At 33.5% G+C, this 18,432-nt stretch carries 13 protein-coding genes and 1 pseudogene; 6 read left to right on the top strand and 8 right to left on the bottom strand.

Going from position 1 to position 18,432, the window contains the following annotated elements; all coding sequences use genetic code 11:
* Positions 1–14: 14 nt before the first annotated feature.
* Positions 15–848 carry an aldo/keto reductase gene (locus BN863_RS15390; RefSeq protein ID WP_038532094.1) on the top strand — a complete coding sequence of 278 codons (834 nt, stop codon included), beginning with the start codon at positions 15–17 and terminating at the stop codon, positions 846–848.
* A 72-nt stretch (positions 849–920) separates the two neighbouring features.
* On the opposite strand, the gene BN863_RS15385 is transcribed toward BN863_RS15390, so the two are convergent.
* Positions 921–2,699, bottom strand: a complete 1,779-nt coding sequence (locus tag BN863_RS15385; protein WP_038532093.1) for a metallophosphoesterase family protein — start codon at positions 2,697–2,699, stop codon at positions 921–923.
* Between the two features lie 387 nt (positions 2,700–3,086).
* Between BN863_RS15385 and BN863_RS15380 the strand changes: the two are divergent.
* Positions 3,087–4,322, top strand: a pseudogene (locus tag BN863_RS15380) (sulfatase-like hydrolase/transferase); the annotation flags it as partial.
* A 246-nt stretch (positions 4,323–4,568) separates the two neighbouring features.
* Here BN863_RS15380 and BN863_RS15375 read toward each other — a convergent pair.
* The gene (locus tag BN863_RS15375) at positions 4,569–5,780 is read right to left on the bottom strand and encodes a site-specific integrase (RefSeq protein WP_038532092.1); all 1,212 of its coding nucleotides are present in this window, start codon (positions 5,778–5,780) and stop codon (positions 4,569–4,571) included.
* A gap of 513 nt (positions 5,781–6,293) precedes the next feature.
* Between BN863_RS15375 and BN863_RS15370 the strand changes: the two genes are divergently transcribed.
* Entirely contained in the window at positions 6,294–6,872 is a 579-nt protein-coding gene (locus BN863_RS15370) for a hypothetical protein (protein ID WP_038532091.1), read from the top strand.
* Between the two features lie 392 nt (positions 6,873–7,264).
* A complete protein-coding gene (locus tag BN863_RS15365; protein WP_038532088.1) occupies positions 7,265–8,476 on the top strand; it encodes a DUF6786 family protein in 1,212 nt (403 codons plus the stop codon).
* Between the two features lie 122 nt (positions 8,477–8,598).
* Here BN863_RS15365 and BN863_RS15360 read toward each other — a convergent pair whose 3' ends face one another.
* From BN863_RS15360 to BN863_RS15335, 6 genes are all read right to left on the bottom strand, one after another.
* Positions 8,599–9,192, bottom strand: a complete 594-nt coding sequence (locus BN863_RS15360; protein WP_038532086.1) for a LutC/YkgG family protein — start codon at positions 9,190–9,192, stop codon at positions 8,599–8,601.
* 3 nt (positions 9,193–9,195) lie between these two features.
* A complete protein-coding gene (locus BN863_RS15355; RefSeq protein WP_038532085.1) occupies positions 9,196–10,569 on the bottom strand; it encodes a lactate utilization protein B in 1,374 nt (457 codons plus the stop codon).
* A 42-nt stretch (positions 10,570–10,611) separates the two neighbouring features.
* Positions 10,612–11,349, bottom strand: coding sequence for a (Fe-S)-binding protein (locus BN863_RS15350; protein WP_038532083.1), 738 nt, complete (start codon positions 11,347–11,349; stop codon positions 10,612–10,614).
* A 69-nt stretch (positions 11,350–11,418) separates the two neighbouring features.
* Complete coding sequence (gene fucP / locus BN863_RS15345) at positions 11,419–12,717, bottom strand: L-fucose:H+ symporter permease (protein ID WP_038532082.1); 1,299 nt, start codon at positions 12,715–12,717, stop codon at positions 11,419–11,421.
* A gap of 109 nt (positions 12,718–12,826) precedes the next feature.
* Positions 12,827–14,266, bottom strand: coding sequence for an aldehyde dehydrogenase (gene aldA / locus BN863_RS15340; protein ID WP_038532080.1), 1,440 nt, complete (start codon positions 14,264–14,266; stop codon positions 12,827–12,829).
* A 525-nt stretch (positions 14,267–14,791) separates the two neighbouring features.
* Positions 14,792–15,688 carry a helix-turn-helix domain-containing protein gene (locus BN863_RS15335; protein ID WP_038532078.1) on the bottom strand — a complete coding sequence of 299 codons (897 nt, stop codon included), beginning with the start codon at positions 15,686–15,688 and terminating at the stop codon, positions 14,792–14,794.
* A gap of 103 nt (positions 15,689–15,791) precedes the next feature.
* On the opposite strand from BN863_RS15335, the gene rhaD reads away from it, so the two are divergent.
* On the top strand, positions 15,792–16,586 hold the full coding sequence (rhaD, locus tag BN863_RS15330) for a rhamnulose-1-phosphate aldolase (protein WP_038532077.1): 795 nt from the start codon (positions 15,792–15,794) through the stop codon (positions 16,584–16,586).
* 19 nt (positions 16,587–16,605) lie between these two features.
* Complete coding sequence (locus BN863_RS15325; protein ID WP_038532074.1) at positions 16,606–18,390, top strand: L-fucose isomerase; 1,785 nt, start codon at positions 16,606–16,608, stop codon at positions 18,388–18,390.
* Positions 18,391–18,432 lie beyond the last annotated feature (42 nt).

Below are 18,432 nucleotides of genomic sequence, written 5' to 3'. Positions count from 1 at the left end.
CTAAATTTTGAAATATGAAATTAACAGATTTAAATGGTAGTTTTCAATTAAATAACGGAGTTGAAATGCCATATTTTGGTCTTGGTGTTTTTAAGTCGGCAGATGGAAATGAAGTTATTAATGCCGTGAAATATGCATTGAAGGCTAATTATCGCCATATTGATACTGCTGCGATTTATGACAATGAGAAAGGTGTAGGGCAAGGAATTAAAGAAAGCGGAATTGATCGAAAAAATATTTTTGTAACAAGTAAGGTTTGGAATTCAGATCAAGGTTATGAGAATACTTTGAAAGCTTTTGATGAAAGTCTAAAAAAATTACAAACAGATTATTTAGATTTATACTTGGTTCATTGGCCTGTTAAAGGTAAGTTTCAAGATACATGGAGAGCTTTGGAATTTTTGTATAATGAAGGTAAGGTTAGAGCTATTGGTGTTAGTAATTTTATAATAGAGCAGTTAGAAGAATTGCAAACTACAGCTCAAATTATTCCTATGGTTAATCAAGTAGAATTTCACCCGTATTTACAGCAAAAGGAACTGTTTCAGTATTGTAAAACCAATGGCATTCAATATCAAGCTTGGAGTCCTTTAATGCAAGGTAGAATTTTTGAAATAGAAATTATTAATAAACTGGCTACTAAATATAATAAAACAGAAGTTCAAATCGTGTTAAGGTGGAACTTGCAAAGAGGTGTAATTACAATTCCTAAGTCTGTTAAGGAAAGTAGAATAATTGATAACGCTAAAGTATTTGATTTTGAATTAAGTGTTGAAGAAATAGAAATGATAAATGGGTTAGATCGAATGGAAAGAATTGGTCCAGATCCGAGTAATTTTAATTTTTAAATAAGAAATCATTTCAAGTGTTATTTTTTACTTAAAATGATCTCTATAAATTATGTTTAAAAGGAGTTCTCCTTACTTTTCTATGTAAAATTTTCCATTGTCTTTATAGTTAAGAGGAGAAGTATTTAAAGGTCTCCACCATAAAATAGAAGGTTTTGTATTTTCCATCTGATCGTGATCCATAACTCCGATATTAACACGCAACCAATCCATATCCTCCATTTTTTTATCAAAGATGTCTTTAAGGGGTAAAGAAAATTCTAAAATAAGTTCGTTTGAATTTTGTTTTAAAATGGCATCGATATTTTTAGATTGTCCTTCATTCCAAATAATAAAAGGACTTGAAGATTTTGAATTTTTAATAAACTCTAATTTTATTTGTTGTTTCGAAGAGTTTAAATTTACATAAAATTTATCTTGGTTTTCTTTAATATTATTATTGAAAATAAGCTTGTCATCCTTAAATGAGATACCTATGTATAATTGCTTATTATCTCGAGAAAGAGAAAACTTAAAGTTCCCATCTTTAGGGCCAGTCCAATCCCAATCTTCTTTTAAAAATTGGGGTTGTAATACGTCTATAAAATCAGATGAATTCCAGTCATTTAAATCTCCATCAATAGATATATTGTTCTCGGTCTTAAGAAGAGTGTGATTCCAATCGGTTAATAAGGTTTTGGAAGTTGAAATAAAAATACTATCATTTAAAGCGCTTAAAAATCCACCGTTTAAAGTGATATTTGTAAGGGTGTTATTTAATGTTTGAATTGATGCATTGTTGGAATTGGAGGATACTGTTAAAGGAATGGTTTTGCTAGTACTTGGGGATAACGTATCCGAAATAGTGTTGGGTGAAAATGTTAATCCATTCGTATCTTTAATTTTTCCTTTGATAATCATATTTCGTTTAGTATCATTTCTAAAAATCATTTCTGTCGCAAACGAATTAAAAGTGTTTGTTGCGTTTACATAAGGTGAGACTTCTAACCATTTACCTTTTCGTAAGACTTGAATGTCTTCATAATCCGCTTCTAAAACTACATTTTTGTCATAAATTCCAGAAAGTTCTAAATGTGCAATTTTTGGACCTTCGGCTTTCATTGTAATCCAACTAATATGGTGAAATTCTCCTACATTAGCACCTCTCAGGTTACTACCACCTCCAGAGGTTGCTAAGGTGAAATGTTCCATGTTATTGTGGTTTTTGTACCTATAATGGTGATGATGTCCACTAAATAAAGTGTATTGTCTTTTACCTAATGCTTTTTCAATTTGCTTATAGCCTAAATCATCTTCATATGACCAAACAGGTCTATGCATAAATAACAAGGTCCAACGTACGTCTTGGTTTTTCGCTAAAGTTTGCTCAAAATAGTTGATTTGGGTTTGACTTAATCCACCGCCTTCAATTTCATCTGTATTGATAGCTAAAAATAAAACATTCTTATATTTAAAATGATAATAATCTTTACCTAGCCGTGCGCGCCAAGCTTCTAATAATAGTTCATTACTAGTGTCGTGGTTACCTGATACATGGTAAAATGGCATCTCTAATTTGTTTACAATCGAATCAAATTCATCCCATTGTGCATTCCAAATTTTAGGGTCCTTGGTGTATCCATCAATAAGATCTCCAACAGAAATAACAAATTCAGGCTGAACTAAATTAACTTTATCCAATGCTTTAGCGAAAACACCGGGTTGCATTCCACCAGTGCGATCACTAACCACTACAAATTGAAAGTCGTTTTCGTTATTATTAAATTCTTTATCCGTTTTAGGTAGGTTTTGTGCTCCACCATTAAGGATTCCAGTGATCGTTATGAGCACAACTAAAAAATACTTATTCATAATTCTTATATGTTTTTATATAAGTGTTTTTAATTATAAAAAGTACTATTTGGTAATGTTATGAAATTATTAAGCCTGTGCAAAAAGTGTTTTATCTTGTGTTCTATACTTATTAATTAATAAGAATCAAGTGCTGTTGGGAGGAATATGTATGGTTCGGATTATCAATTACAGATACTTTTGTTTTAAAGGCAATTCGGAATGTTTGTGAATTCCATTTTTAAAGTTCTTCTTTTTTTTAGTTCGTAATGTATCATGCAAAAACAAGGCATTAGTAGAAAAACCATCAAGTCAAATCAAACAACCTAATGTTATCGTTATTCTTATAGACGATGCAGGCTATGCCGATTTTGGCTTTATGGGTAGCAAGGATTTGCTACCCCCCCCCATATAGATAATTTGGCCAAAAGTGGTGTGGTGTTTACAGATGCTCATGTAAGCGCTACTGTTTGCGCCCCTTCAAGAGCCGGTTTGATAACAGGAAAATATCAACAGCGTTTTGGATTTGAGGCCAATGGAACGGGATATGGAGATTCTGGTGATATTGGTTTGTCAGATGATGTTGTTACTATGGCCGATATTTTTAAAAATAATGGTTATAAAACGATAGCCTTAGGTAAATGGCATTTAGGAGCTAGTAAATCAGACCATCCTAATCAAAGAGGATTCGATGAGTTTTTTGGGTTTGAAATAGGAAGTAGATCTTATTTTCCCTTGAAAAATCCTTCAAAATATAATATGCTACAACACAATGGTAATCGTGTGAAATTTGAAGGGTATATGACAGATGTTTTGGGGGATAAATCGGTAAAATACATTGAAGAGCATAAGGACCAACCATTTTTTATGTATTTAGCATATAATGCGGTTCATACCCCAATGGAAGCTAAAGAGGAGCATTTGGAAAAGTTTAAAAATCATCCTAGACAAAAACTGGCTGCTATGACCTGGTCTTTGGATGAAAATGTTGGGAAATTAAATCAAAAATTAAGGGATTTGGGTTTGGAACAAAATACCCTCATATATTTTTTAAGGGATAATGGAGGAGCTGCCAATAACAGTTCAAGTGGAGGCCCTCTTAAAGGCTGGAAAGGTAATAAATTTGAGGGTGGCCATAGGGTGCCATTTGTTGTTAGTTGGCCCAAGGAGATTAAAGGAGGGCAAACCTTTAAAGGGTTGTCTTCGTCATTAGATATTTTTACAACATCGATAGCAGCTGCTAAAATTAAAATGTCAGATGATTTATTATTAGATGGTGTGAATTTGTTACCATATTTAAAAGGTGTAAAGTCCGGAAACCCTCATGATAGATTGTTTTGGAGGAAATTAGAAGAAGCTGGAGTTAGGGTCGGCGATTATAAAATGGTTCGTTTGCAAGGTTACGGAGCAACTTTATACAATTTAAAAAATGATTTGGGGGAAATGACAAACCTTGAAAGTAGAAATCCTAAAGAATTTCAATTGTTACAAAACGAATTAGAAAACTGGGAATCTCAAATGATAAGACCACTATGGGGTGAAGAACGCAGTTGGATGGATGTAACCTATCATATACATGAGAGATTAATGCAAAATGAAAAAGTATTGTATACAAATCCTTTTGAGTATAGAAATGAAAATTAATTAAGATTTATATCATTTGTAGATTTTAATATCTATTTAAGAAGATTAAATTAACTTTGTTTTACCAGATTAAGTATCGTAAAATATCGGGAAGTAGGGTGAGCTAATAATTTCATGTATATAAATTACGAAATTAAACAGAACAATATTTGATAATTGCAAGATGTTTAAGTACTTGTATTGCATTTGCTTTGTCATTAAATTGCTATACGTAGAAAATAATTCAAATTCTATAGATTGAAATTATTAAAAATTTATAACTCGATCTAAAGCATCGTCTGCGTCTTTATGAATGAAATTACCTTGGTATCCGATTGTAGTACTTAAATGAGAGTGTCTATACAATTTCTGTAGCATTAAAGGGGAAATTCTATCTCCAGCTATATTACCGAAACTATGTCTAGAAATATGCATGGTTAGGCTTTTTGTAATTTCTGCTTTCACTGCAATGGATTTTAAGTACTTATTTGTTTTTCTATTGGCGGCTTTAATCTTTGAAAGTACATCTGCAGGGTTGTTGAAATCAGCAAATTTCATTTCTGGAAAAATAAAGTCGTCTTTGGTTTGTTTTAGTTTTAAGTACGAATTACAAATTTTTAAGGCTTGTTCCGGCATTTTTAAAGTAACCTTTTTAGTATTCTTGTCCATTTCATAATTAAGTCTACCATCACTTATGTCATTCCACTTTAATTTAAATACATCTGCAGCTCTAATACCAGCAAGGTAAAAACTAAAAAGCCAAATGTTTCTTGCATGAATTTCTTTATCGGAGAGGTTTTTTAAATCTTCAATTTTTTTAATCTCATCATGGTTTAATCCAATCTTTTTAGTTTCGGGAAATTTAATTTTAATTTTATGTTTCCCAAACGGATAGAATTCTTGTTTGGTTACCTCAAATTGTATTGCTCTATTAAAGATGGTGCGAATAAAAATAAGATTGTTTATTGCTGAGCGTTCATTTAAGGACCTCTTGGATTTTAAAAATGTTTTATACTGATTTAAATATTTGACATTTATTTCTTTAAAAGTTAAATTTTTGGATTTGTTAAATTTTAATAAATTTCCCAAATAAGCCTTTTCACTAGATAACCTAGTCAATTTATTATTTACTTTTAATTCTTCTAAATATGTATTTGAGAAGTCAAAGAAATTGAATGACTGCGTGGTATACAGTTTTTCTTTAATTTGAGAAGATGAAATATCACAATCCTCTTCTTGTAAGTTCAAAAGGCTTTTATTTGCTTCAGCGATTTTTGTAAGTAATAAACTGTTTAAATTATCTGCATATGGATGGGATTTTTTAACCCGATTATTTCTTTTATCCCAATGTTCCAATAGAATATATTGGCCAATGTAATGGTAACTAGATTTTCTTTCTTTTGTAATGCGGATAGCTAAAGGATATTCTTTATGCTCATTTGGCTTTTTTCTGATTACGACTTTAACACTTGAAGACATATGATGTTGATTTTTAATACTTAAAGATAATTCAAATAAAATTAAGGTTGGTACAACATAGGTACAACATTTAGTGTTATTAAATGGTTTTATATGATATTGGTTAAAATGTAAGTATCTTAAAATCAGTGTTTTTACTTGATTTTGATTTTAATTGTTTAATTCTTGTAAAGACTTAGGATCTAGTGCCGCGAGGTGTGAGAGTTCGAGTCTCTCCGCCCGCACAATAAGAGAAAGCCGACTATTTATAGTCGGCTTTTTTTGTTTTAGAATTTATGACTTATGACTATGTTTTTCGTTTTTATGTCTCAATATTATCACAAGTATAGTCCTGTCTTCTTGCTAAAATGAAAAAAATAAATTGAAGCAAAACAGCTTATAAAATTGTTTTTCAAATCCAATTATTAATTTTTTTATTTACTTTTAACATACCTGGGTTATCATTCTATCTAGTTATTTTATAAAGTGATATTTGAGCTCATAATTTTATACCAAATAACCAACCTAAAACCAATGAAGGATTACAAAAAACGTCTAGTAAAACCAAAAAATAAAATTGTAAGTGGGATGATGTATTTGTTACCCATATTTATTCTTTTCATTGTTATTGAAAAATTATGGTACAAAGTCAGTCATCTCGGAAAAATAGTTGTTCATAACTTGCACTTAGACGATTTTTTCGGAAAGTATTCTTTAACCATTACAACAGGTTTACTATTACTACTCATTTTTTATGTGTTTGGTTATTTAGCAACCTTACCACGATTTAAAACATTTTACAATTGGTTTGAAGGCATGATGCTGGATGTTATTCCGGGATACGGTAAATATAAAACCGAGCTTGAGAATAAAATAAATCCGAAACCAGATAACAGAACATCAGTATTAGTTAGTACTCCAATGGGTAATAAGCCAGGTCTTTTAATAGATGAAAAAACTAGTAGTTCGGTGGTGTTTTTTCCGAGTACAACAAATGCCTTAGAAGGTGAAGTTTTGGTTGTAGATAATAAAATGGTGCAGAAAATTGATATTGATGCAAAATCTCTCCTTAGTATCATGAAAAAACAAGGAAAAGGCTTGCCAGTTGCATAAAGCGGTTTTGTTTAAATAATTTAGAAACATGTTTTCTGTGATTTGTATTTCTTTTGCCTAAATGTAAGGTGTAAGTTCTCTTTTAAATCTTTTAAAGTTTAATTATAAAGATACTATTCGTTAATAATCTTTATGTTACCTCTGTTTTTGTCCGTATATTGTAGGGGAGATAGCACCGGTTTCGTAAATCATTTTTATAAGATGTATTGCATTCGACAATGGTTTATTTCTGTAAGCGAACAGTGTCTATTCTAGTTGTAAATTAAACTAACAGCAAACTGAAAACAATTTTGTTTTTTAACTCTAAAAGATTCCATGCAATTAAGACTATGAGTGTCATGCTCTGTTCTGTTGTGTGCCTGTCGTCATGTGTATTTAAAAAGACTTCAAATATGGAAAATAATATGAATGCATCAGATTCATTACAAACAAATACCAGTAAAACTAGTGTGCCGCATACAGATTCCTTTGCGGCAGATGTTGCTTTTATGGAACGTTATATAGATGTTATTCAGCTTTCCGATGCCTCGACAAATTCTAAAGTGGCAATTTCGGCGGCTTTACAAGGTCGCGTTATGACTAGTAGTGCTTTTGGTGATAACGGTAGGAGTTACGGTTGGATTAATAAGGCTTTATTTGAGTCGGAAGAAATTTTAGAACATATAAATGTGTATGGAGGTGAAGAACGTTTTTGGTTAGGGCCAGAAGGTGGGCAATACTCCATCTATTTTGAAAAGGGCACTGAATTTACGTTAGACAATTGGTATGCTCCAAAACTTATAGATTTAGAGCCTTTCGATGTGAAAAGTCAAACGGAAAATACGGTTGTCTTTTCTAAGCAAGCGTCATTAAAAAATTATTCTGGTTTTAATTTTGAGATGGGAATAGAGCGCGAGGTTGTAATTTTGTCTAAAACGGCTGTTATAGATGCACTCGGTATTGATAATCTTGGAACGCAAGTTAAAGCGGTTGCGTATAGGACAACCAATTCTATTACTAATTTAAGCGAAACAAATTGGACCAAAGACAAAGGATTGCTGTCTATTTGGTTGCTCGGTATGTATAATCCTTCGCCAAACACCACCATGTTTATTCCTTATAATTCTGGAGAAGTCTCTAAATTGGGTGAAATTGTAAATGATGAGTATTTTGGCAAAGTGCCATCTGATCGTTTGGTTGTAAAAGACCATGTGATTTATTTTAGTGGCGATGGTAAACACAGAAGTAAAATAGGGTTGTCGCCTATGCGTGCTAAAGATGTCGCGGGGTCTTACGATTCTAAGAATGGGATACTAACTATTCTTAAGTATAATAAACCTGAAGGTGTAACGGAGTATGTAAACTCGATGTGGGAAATTCAAGAAGAGCCTTTTTCAGGAGATGTTATTAATGCGTATAATGACGGAGCGCCAAGTCCAGGAGAACAACCATTAGGCCCTTTTTACGAATTAGAATCTTCTTCGCCTGCCTTAGAGTTAAAATCTAATGAAACAGGAACGCATATTCAGCTAACTTGTCATTTTGAAGGTGATGAAGATGCTCTAAACCCGATAGTGAAACAGGTGTTTGGAATCACTATTGAAGCTATTAAAAATGCTTTTTAATTGAAGTACGTTTGAAAATGTTTCAAGCTGTTTTGTTACATAGGAATATCTATAGCTTAGTCATTTTATTGAGTGTTCTGAAGCATGACTATTTCTTAAAAGAGAAGTTATTTAATAGAATATTAGTCTTTTAAGAAAATAGTAAGGCTTAAAGCACCATGCGCGCCAATAACTAAAGATTGTTCAATATCTGCGGTTTTAGACGGACCAGCTACAAAAACACCATAATCTAATTCTGAATCCGATAGTTTTTTATAGGCTTCATGCATGTAAGCCACGATATTTTTTTGAGAAATAACTATAGCTAAGTGTTTTGTGATAAAAGGTAAAACCCGAACAGGGATCTCGTTGTCCGACAACCATACAGCACCGTTTTCGGCTACACCTAATGTGCTTTCTAAAACTAAAGTATCTAAGGTTTCTAATTCATGCGGATTTTGAATGCTTTCTAAGCTGATGGTGTTAAAAGTCGATGTCTCATCTAAATGAGAATACCTAACGTTTTGATTTGCAAATGTGGCTTCAATTTGTGTAATAACATCTTGATTAGAATCTGTTTTTAAAACATTTCCACCTACGACCTCTACTTTTTTTATAAATTCAGCAATAACATCTAAGTCTTCTTCCTTAAAAACAGAACTGTCTATAATAGGTAAATCTATTAATTCAGGTTTGTTAGATTTTATTTTTGCTAGTATTTGTTCTCTGCTTCCCATTGCTTAGTCTTTTTTGTTTTTATTGCGCTCTTCGTACCATTGGTCAAAACTTTGTTTTGGTCCTTCAGGTAAGTCTCTTGCTTTCCCCCAGGCATTGAGTTTCGAGTTAATAACAGATTTTGGTAAATTTCGTAAAGACCATCGGGCTGCTTTTCCAACCTTTTCAAATTGAGATGGTTTGGAGAACATCTGTCCCATCATTTTCATGGATTGTGCTTTTACAAAAGGCTGAGGTGTTTCTTTTGTAATGATTTGGCGCCATTTATAAAGTTGCGAATGGATATCTATTTTAACTGGACACACATCGGAGCATGAACCACATAACGTAGATGCAAATGGTAATGAACTGTGTTTGGTTAAATCTTTACCTGGAGATAGTATAGATCCAATAGGTCCAGGTATGGTAGCATCGTAACTGTGTCCGCCACTTCGTCTGTAAATAGGGCAAGTGTTCATACATGCACCACAACGAATACAGTGTAACGAGGCTCTAAAATCAGGTCTGCTTAATTGTTTAGAACGGCCATTGTCTACAATAACAATGTGCATTTTGGCACCTTTTCTCGGTTTTCTAAAGTGTGAAGAATAGGTTGTAATAGGTTGTCCCGTTGCGCTTCTTGCTAGAAGACGTAAAAATACACCCAAGTGTTCTTGTTTCGGGATTATTTTTTCAACACCCATACAAGCAATGTGTACAGGAGCTAAATGTGCACCCATATCTGCGTTTCCTTCGTTTGTACAAACTACAAATCCACCTGTGTCTGCAATAGCAAAATTAACACCAGTTATGGCGACGTCGGCTTCTATAAATTTTGTACGTAAATGTTTTCTTGCTTCACTAGTTAAATACTGCGGGTCACCATCACAGGGTTTTGTGCCTAGATGTTCTTGAAATAATTCATCGACTTCATGTTTGTTTTTATGTATGGCAGGCAATACAATATGGCTAGGTGGTTCCTTTGCCAACTGTACAATGCGTTCACCTAAATCGGTGTCTATAACTTCAATACCATCAGCTTCCAAATGCGGATTCAAATGACATTCTTCTGTCAACATCGATTTACTTTTTACAACTTTTTTTGCGTTGTTTTCTTTGATGATGCTGTGTACAATACGGTTGTGTTCTTCGCCATCTGCAGCCCAGTGTACTTGTATGCCGTTTTTTATAGCATTAGTTTCAAATTCTATTAAGTAATTATCTAAATTAGATAACATATGAGCTTTTATTCCGTGGCCTAAATCTCTTAAAGATTCCCAGCCTTTTACATTATGAACAGAAAGGTCTCTTTTATGACGAACAAACCATAATGCTTTGTCGTGCCAATCGACTCTTTTTTCATCTTTATTGAAAATTTTTGCTAATTCTGGATGACTCATTTGTTTTGTGTTTTGAACCTAAATAGAGGTGCGGATTTTAGCTTAAAGATTGCTATTTAAAATTTCTGCGATATGTAAAATTTTTAAAGGCTGATTATTTCTAGTAACTAAACCTTCTAAGTGCATGAGACAAGATGTGTCTGTTGCCGTCATAACTTCGACACCGCTTTCTAAATGGTCTTTAATTTTATCTTTTCCCATTTTAACAGAAACGGCTTCTTCGGCAACAGCAAAAGTCCCTCCAAATCCGCAACATTCATCACTTCTTTGTAAGGGCATTAATTCTACGCCTTTGGTGTGTTGTAATAATTCTTCAATATACGAATACCGTTCTCCTACAACTTCAGAACAAGAACCTAAACGTAGTCCTCTTAATCCGTGGCAACTTTTGTGAACGCCCACTTTAAAAGGGAATGAAGCCCCAATATCTTTAATTTTAAGGATGTTTAATATAAAATCGCATAACTCGTAGACATTGTTACGAACGTTGGTTACATCTTCTGTTTGTGGAATAACATCGAAATGTTTTTTTACATGGTAAGCACAACTTCCAGAAGGTGTTACTATATAATCGAAGTATTTAAAATTGGTTACAAAATTGTTACAAGCACCAACAGATTCCGTTTCGTATCCGGAATTTGCCATGGGCTGCCCACAACAAGTTTGTCCAGAAGGATAGACAACCTCGACTTTAAGTTTTTCTAAAAGCTCTAGAGTGGCTTTTCCTACTTGTGGATATAATTGATTGATATAACAAGGAATAAATAAGCCTACTTTCATCAGTTTGAATTTAGAGTTTTTAATAATTTTTTTAATCTCAAATTGAAGTAATATTTTTAAGGATACCTTTTATTTATAAACTTTTAGTGTTCTGTAGCCATAAACAGCAATTACACAAAAGCATATAAACGGAAGGATGAAAGAGAAATTAACACCAGAAAAAGGGCCAATTTTCTCCATATCTATTAATGTACCTTGTAAGATAGGCATTAAAGCTCCTCCTACAATTGCCATAACTAGACCGGCAGCACCTAATGCAGTGTCGTCTTCGCCTAAACCATTTAATGCAATACCGTAAATTGTAGGAAACATAAGCGACATAAATGCCGATGTTGCCACCAATAAATATAGTCCCATGATACCTTCAATTAAAATCACTCCAGAAATGGTTGCCATAGCACAAAGAGCAAATATCATTAGTAGTTTTTTAGAGTTGATATACTTCATTAAAAACGTACTTATAAAACGACTTACTAAAAATATAGTCATCGCAATAATATTATAGTTTTGCGCTTCTGCTTTAGGTATTCCTAAGTTTCCAGCATATTGAATAATAAACGTCCAACACATAATTTGAGCAGCTACATAGAATAATTGAGCCAGTACACCTTCTTTGTATTTTCCGTTTTTAAACAATCTTTGAAACGATGATTTCGCACTCGAGTGTTTATTATCTTTCTTAGTGTTTGGCATTTTTGTTATAGAAATAATAACAAGCATGGCTATAACGACAAAACCAAGAATGACGTAAGGATTTCTAATTATTGATAGATCATTAGTTCTAATTACTGCTTTTTGAGCTTCGTCTAAGGTGTTGAAAATTAATTCTCCAGCTTCATTTCTTTTGTCAGAGTCTAAAGCAACAAGAATGAATTTTGAAGCGACAAACATTCCAAAAAGTGAACCGATTGGGTTAAATGCTTGTGCTAAATTTAAACGCTGCGTTGCAGTGCGTTCGTCGCCCATCGATAAAATATACGGGTTTGCGGTTGTTTCTAAAAATGCTAATCCGAATGTTAAGATGTAAAGCGATCCTAAGAAGAATCCAAATACCTCATATTGTGCAGCAGGATAAAATAATAAGGCACCTACCGCATATAATGTTAATCCTAAAAGTATACCCGATTTATAACTGTATTTTCTAACAAACAATGCAGCAGGAATTGCCATAGTGGCATACCCACCATAAAAGGCAAGTTGTACTAATGCTGCTTTAGCAGTCGAAATTTCCATAACGGTACCAAATGCAGCAACCATAGGGTTGGTGATATCGTTAGCAAAACCCCAAAGCGCAAATAATGAGGTGATAATTATAAATGGAATTAAGACGTCTTTAGAGACTACAGGGATTTTTTCTTGGGTACTCATTGTGGTTTTAGCTTAGTTAGTTGTAAAAAAATAAACACTATTCCGTTTATAGATACTTATTTTCTCTTAAAGTTGGATAGTGTTTATTAAAAAAAATTACATTTATTTTTTATCTATACTGCGCGTAGATAACTTTGGTTTGAAGATATTCTTCCATACCATGCTTACCATCTGCTCCACCTATACCAGATTTTTTCCAACCTGCATGGAATCCTTGAATCGCTTCAAAGTGCTCTCTATTGATGTATGTTTCTCCGTACTGTAATTCTTCAGCAGCATGCATTACTTTGTTAAAGTTTTCTGAGAAGATAGACGATGTTAATCCAAATTCGCAGTCGTTTGCTAATGCAATAGCTTCGTCAAGTGTGCTAAATTTCATCACGGGTAAAACAGGACCAAATACTTCTTCTTGAATAATTTGCATGTTTTGAGTGACATTAGTTAATAAGGTTGGTTGATAGAAATACCCTTTATCAAACCCTGGTGTTCTAGTGCCTCCTACAATAACTTCAGCGCCCTCTTTCTTAGCATATTCTACCATTTCAGTCACTTTATCTAATTGCGCTTTAGAAACTAGAGCACTCATATCTGGATTGTTTTTAGAAAACGCGTCTTCAACTTTTAAAGTTTTCATTTTTTCAGCAACCATATCTAAAAATTGGTCGTGAATAGATTCTTCAACATAAAGACGTTCAGCACAGTTACATACTTGTCCGCTAAACGTAATTCTTGAGGTTACAACAGCGTTAACGGCTAATTCTAAGTTTGCATCTGCACATACAATTGCAGGGGCTTTTCCTCCTAATTCTAACGATACTTTTGTAATATTTTTAGACGCTGCTTCCATAACCATTTGTCCAGCACCAACACTACCAGTTAAACTAATAATACCTGTGATTGGACTAGATGAAAGTGCGTTACCTACAATACTACCTTTACCACAAACATAATTTAAAACACCAGCAGGAACGCCTATCTTTTCGATTAATTTAGCAAATTCCATTACGGTATTAGGTGCAATAGAACTTGGGTTAATTACACATGTATTTCCTGTAATTAAAGACCCTGCAACTTTTCTAGCCATTACAAAGAATGGAAAGTTCCAAGGTAAAATTCCGACTGCCACACCAATTGGTGCTTTGTGTAAGAAGATGTGTTCTTTACTACGGTCACTTTGAATAATTTCTCCTTCAATACGTCTTGCAAAACCAGCATAATAATCAAAATAATCTGCAGTAACATCAATTTCAACTTGTGCTAACCCCATAACCTTAGCTTGCTCTGCAGCTAAAGTTTCTGCTAAAAACACGCGATTATCACGAATAACATCTGCCATTTTATTTAAATAGTTACCTCTCTCAATAGCAGGAAGAGATTTCCATGCATGTTGAGATGCTTGAGCAGCTTCTAATGCTAATTCGGCATCTTTAACACTTCCAATAGGCATTAATGATAAAACTTCTTCGGTGCAAGGATTTAAAATTTCAATGACATCTGTCGAGGTCGACTTTACAAATTTTCCATTTATGTACTGTTCAAATGTTTTCATGTTCTATTTTTTTAGTTCTGGTTTAATAAATAAGTGTTTGTTTGTAATTGTATTTAATTTAAAGATAAAGCTAAATACTGTGTAAATTGACAATGTTTACATTCCAAAATTAGATTATATTAAGTTTTTATTGTTTATCCATAATAATCAATAATATGTATAATTTAAACATAGGTGATTTGAGTTCGATTTTTGAGCTATACCGTAGGATTTGCGACTTTTCTATTTGTGTAAATACTGTGGAATTATGGTTTTTAAATGTTGTTTTTATAATAATGTATATTATAAGAAGTAAACTAGGTTTTGTGTGACTTAATTAGAGACAGGAGGTGCTTCTATTGGGTGTGTATAATTTGAAATTAATACATTAACTCTTGTTTAGTTATTGAAGATGGTGTGTTTATTATAGAACATAGATCAAGTTTGTGTTCTTTTTTTTCTAAACAATAGCATGGTAAATTTAATAATAAACGTGTAGTGGTTTATTAGGTTGGATGCTTTGTGTGAAAGAATTAAAAATAGACATTATGTATATTTTTCGTCTTTATATGTCGCTGGAGATAAGCCGATAACCGATTTAAAGACTCTTGAAAAATGGAATCGATCTGAGAAGCCTAAAACAAACGAAATTTCTTCAATCGATTTGTTAGTATGTTCAAATAATTCGCAAGCCTTCGCAATTTTTCTATTCTGTATAAAGCTATGGAGTGTAATATTCATTTCTAACTTAAAAAGTCTAGCAAAAGAATTTGGAGCCATATTAATAATTGATGCCAGTTTTGGGTTGCTCAACTTTTTATTGATGTTAATTTCAATGTAACGAATCACTTTTAAAACACGTTCGTCGATATTTATAGCCTTCCATAATTCTGGACCAATATTGGTTAAGGCCTCTTTAATAAAGGCTTGTAGCTTAAGGTTAAATGTAAGTTTAAAGTCTTTGTTTTCAATTTTTAACCGTTCTGTAAGGTATTCTAATCGGTCTTTTAAATAATCTGTTAGTTCTATTTTTAAAATCCCTGGATACACATTGTCGAACGGGATTCCAAGGTTAAAGTGAATAAATAAATGAATTAAAGACCGCTCGTATTGGCTTTCGTTGGTGTGGTTTGTAATGTGTTTTCCATTAACATGTATGCCGTGAGAGTGTATATGGTTCTTTGTAAATCGAGAGGAAAACGAGGTGAACGGTGGTATAATGTAAATACAGTCAGGTTGCATTTCGAAAATATTATCACGGTGAATAAGTTCTCCACCCTCATTTTTGTTCCAATATAAGCGCCAGTATGGAAACACCATATCGTGACAATCCCATAAATCAAGCAGCCAATAGCGACAACACAATACTTTTAAATTTAAATCAATAAAGTTTTGTTTGCTTGAAGAAGGGTCTCCTAATTGAATGTCTTTTACAATCTTCATTAAAACTTAATGTTTGAATTAGATACAAAAATACAGATTTTAAATATCATTCAAATACTACTATGAAACTATTTTTGTGTTATAAATCATTATTTAAAAAATTATGAAGACTTTAAAACTTCCTGTTGAAGTACAAGACGAATTAAAAAAAGTATCTGAAGTTGCTGGTTATTTATGGCAACGTGAATGGGCAGAAAGAAATGCTGGAAATATATCAATGAATTTAACTTCTTTCTTTAGTAAAGAAGAGGTTCAAGGTATTGGGGAAGAAGTGCCTTTCGATTTTCCTAAAGGCGCTGCCGGTTTCGTGATTTATATAACAGGAACAGGATGCTATCTAAGAGACTTAGTAGATAAGTTAGATGAGGTATCTTGTATTCTTTATATTAATGAAGATGCTTCTGCATATTCTATAATTTGGGGAGGTAAGCAAGCTAATTTTGGACCAACATGCGAGTTAATTTCACACTCTAGCATCCATTTATTTAATTCGATTCACCACCCAGAGAATTTAGCGGTTGTACATACACATCCATTAGAATTAATCTGTATGAGTCATCATGAGTTATTTGATAATGAAGAAGAATTAAACAGACAAATTTGGATGATGTGTCCTGAGGTAAAAGTATTTGTGCCTAAGGGAATTCACTGTACTCCATATGCTTTATCCAGTACTGCTGCTCTTGCAGAAGTAACTATGGAAGCATTTAAAACAAGAAACGTGTCGTTATGGGAAAAGCATGGTGCAACAGCAACAGCTCCAGATGTAATGAAAGCATGGGACTTTTTAGATGTAGCAAATAAAGGAGCAAAAATGTTAATGATGTGTTGGGCTGCAGGATTTCAACCAGCGGGATTATCTAACGATCAGTTAACAGAATTAGAGCAATTTACATAATAGAAAAGCATTATAGATCATGAGTAGATTAATAGGTAGATTACCAAAAGTTGGGATACGTCCTGTGATTGATGGACGTGAATTAGGCGTAAGAGAATCTTTAGAGGTTCAGACAATGGATATGGCCAAAGCGGCCGCAAAATTAATTGAAGAAACTTTACGTTTTCCAAGTGGAGAACAAGTAGAGTGTGTAATTGCAGATACTACTATTGGAGGTGTTGCAGATGCAGCAGCTTGTGCAGATAAATTTAGAAGAGAAGGTGTAGAAGTGTCTTTAACAGTAACGCCATGTTGGTGTTATGGTACAGAAGTAATGGATACCGACCCGTTAACACCTAAAGCAGTTTGGGGATTTAATGGAACAGAACGACCAGGTGCAGTTTACTTAGCTGCCGCTTTAGCAGGCTATTCTCAAAAAGGATTACCAGCTTTCGGAATTTATGGAAAAGAAGTCCAAGATGGAGGAGATAAGTCGATTCCTGAAGATGTATCAGAAAAGATTTTACGTTTTGTAAAAGGGGCTTTAGCAGTAGCCCAAATGAAAGGTAAATCGTATTTATCTATAGGCTATAGCTCTATGGGTATTGCAGGATCTATGGTCGATGTAAACTTTTTACAAGACTATTTAGGCGTTCGTGCAGAATTCGTAGAATCTGTTGAACTTTTAAGACGTATTGAGCATAATATTTTCGATCAAGACGAGTATAAAAAAGCATTAGCTTGGACTAAAGAAAATTGTAAAGAAGGACCAGATAGAAACAGTCCAGAATCGCAAAAATCGGCAGAAGTTAAAGAGAAAGAATGGGAGAAAGTTGTGAAAATGACTTTAATCTGTAAAGATTTAATGAACGGAAATCCTAAACTTAAAGCCATGGGATTTGGTGAAGAGTCTAAAGGTAGAAATGCAATTATGGGTGGATTCCAAGGGCAACGTCAATGGACCGATTACCAACCTAATGCAGATTTTACAGAGTCTATTTTAAACTCGTCTTTCGACTGGAATGGAATTCGTCAAGCGTATACGTTCGCAACAGAAAACGATTGTTTAAATGCCATTTCAATGTTGTTTGGTCACTTATTGACTAATAAAGCACAGTTATTCTCAGATGTACGTACGTATTGGAGTGCAGCATCTGTAGAACGTGTTACAGGTAAAAAATTAACAGGTTTAGCAGCGCATGGAATTATTCATTTAATTAATTCTGGTTCTACAACTTTAGATGCTACAGCTCAGCAGTTAGACGAGGAAGGTAACCCAACAATGAAACCATTTTGGGACATTACAGAAGATGATGTACAAAGATGTTTAGATAACACCAAATGGCCACCAGCTACAGTAGAATATTTTAGAGGAGGAGGATTCTCATCTAATTTCTTAACTAAAGCGACAATGCCTTTAACAATGTGTAGAATTAACCTAATTAAAGGTATCGGCCCTGTGCTACAGCTTGTGGAAGGATGGAGTGTAGAGTTGCCGGAAGATATCCATAACGTTTTAAATGATAGAACAGATCCAACTTGGCCAACAACTTGGTTCGTGCCAAGAACAACGGGAAAAGGAGCTTTTAAAGATGTGTATACCGTAATGGCAAAATGGGGAGCAAACCACGGTGCTATTTCTCACGGACATATTGGTGCAGATTTAATTTCATTAGCTGCCATGTTACGTATTCCAGTTAACATGCATAATGTAGATGAAAACGACGTATTTAGACCTAGTGCTTGGGCTGCTTTTGGAGAAGAACTAGAAGGTGCAGACTACAGAGCATGTGATAATTATGGTCCGTTATACGGATTTAAATAATAGATTATTGTAAGGGAGGAACACGTTTTTTAGTTGTTTTGT

This window comes from Formosa agariphila KMM 3901, from assembly GCF_000723205.1.
Taxonomy (GTDB): Bacteria; Bacteroidota; Bacteroidia; order Flavobacteriales; family Flavobacteriaceae; genus Formosa; species Formosa agariphila.
This window is presented reverse-complemented; position numbering and strand designations above follow the sequence as displayed.

Bases quoted from the DNA above. Each gene is read 5' to 3' on its own strand.
- BN863_RS15325 (WP_038532074.1), top strand. From the start codon at position 16,606: ATGAGTAGATTAATAGGTAGATTACCAAAAGTTGGGATACGTCCTGTG.
- BN863_RS15335 (WP_038532078.1), bottom strand. From the start codon at position 15,688: ATGAAGATTGTAAAAGACATTCAATTAGGAGACCCTTCTTCAAGCAAA.
- BN863_RS15365 (WP_038532088.1), top strand. From the start codon at position 7,265: ATGGAAAATAATATGAATGCATCAGATTCATTACAAACAAATACCAGT.
- BN863_RS15360 (WP_038532086.1), bottom strand. From the start codon at position 9,192: ATGGGAAGCAGAGAACAAATACTAGCAAAAATAAAATCTAACAAACCT.
- rhaD (WP_038532077.1), top strand. From the start codon at position 15,792: ATGAAGACTTTAAAACTTCCTGTTGAAGTACAAGACGAATTAAAAAAA.
- aldA (WP_038532080.1), bottom strand. From the start codon at position 14,266: ATGAAAACATTTGAACAGTACATAAATGGAAAATTTGTAAAGTCGACC.
- BN863_RS15350 (WP_038532083.1), bottom strand. From the start codon at position 11,349: ATGAAAGTAGGCTTATTTATTCCTTGTTATATCAATCAATTATATCCA.
- BN863_RS15390 (WP_038532094.1), top strand. From the start codon at position 15: ATGAAATTAACAGATTTAAATGGTAGTTTTCAATTAAATAACGGAGTT.
- BN863_RS15355 (WP_038532085.1), bottom strand. From the start codon at position 10,569: ATGAGTCATCCAGAATTAGCAAAAATTTTCAATAAAGATGAAAAAAGA.
- BN863_RS15370 (WP_038532091.1), top strand. From the start codon at position 6,294: ATGAAGGATTACAAAAAACGTCTAGTAAAACCAAAAAATAAAATTGTA.
- fucP (WP_038532082.1), bottom strand. From the start codon at position 12,717: ATGAGTACCCAAGAAAAAATCCCTGTAGTCTCTAAAGACGTCTTAATT.
- BN863_RS15385 (WP_038532093.1), bottom strand. From the start codon at position 2,699: ATGAATAAGTATTTTTTAGTTGTGCTCATAACGATCACTGGAATCCTT.
- BN863_RS15375 (WP_038532092.1), bottom strand. From the start codon at position 5,780: ATGTCTTCAAGTGTTAAAGTCGTAATCAGAAAAAAGCCAAATGAGCAT.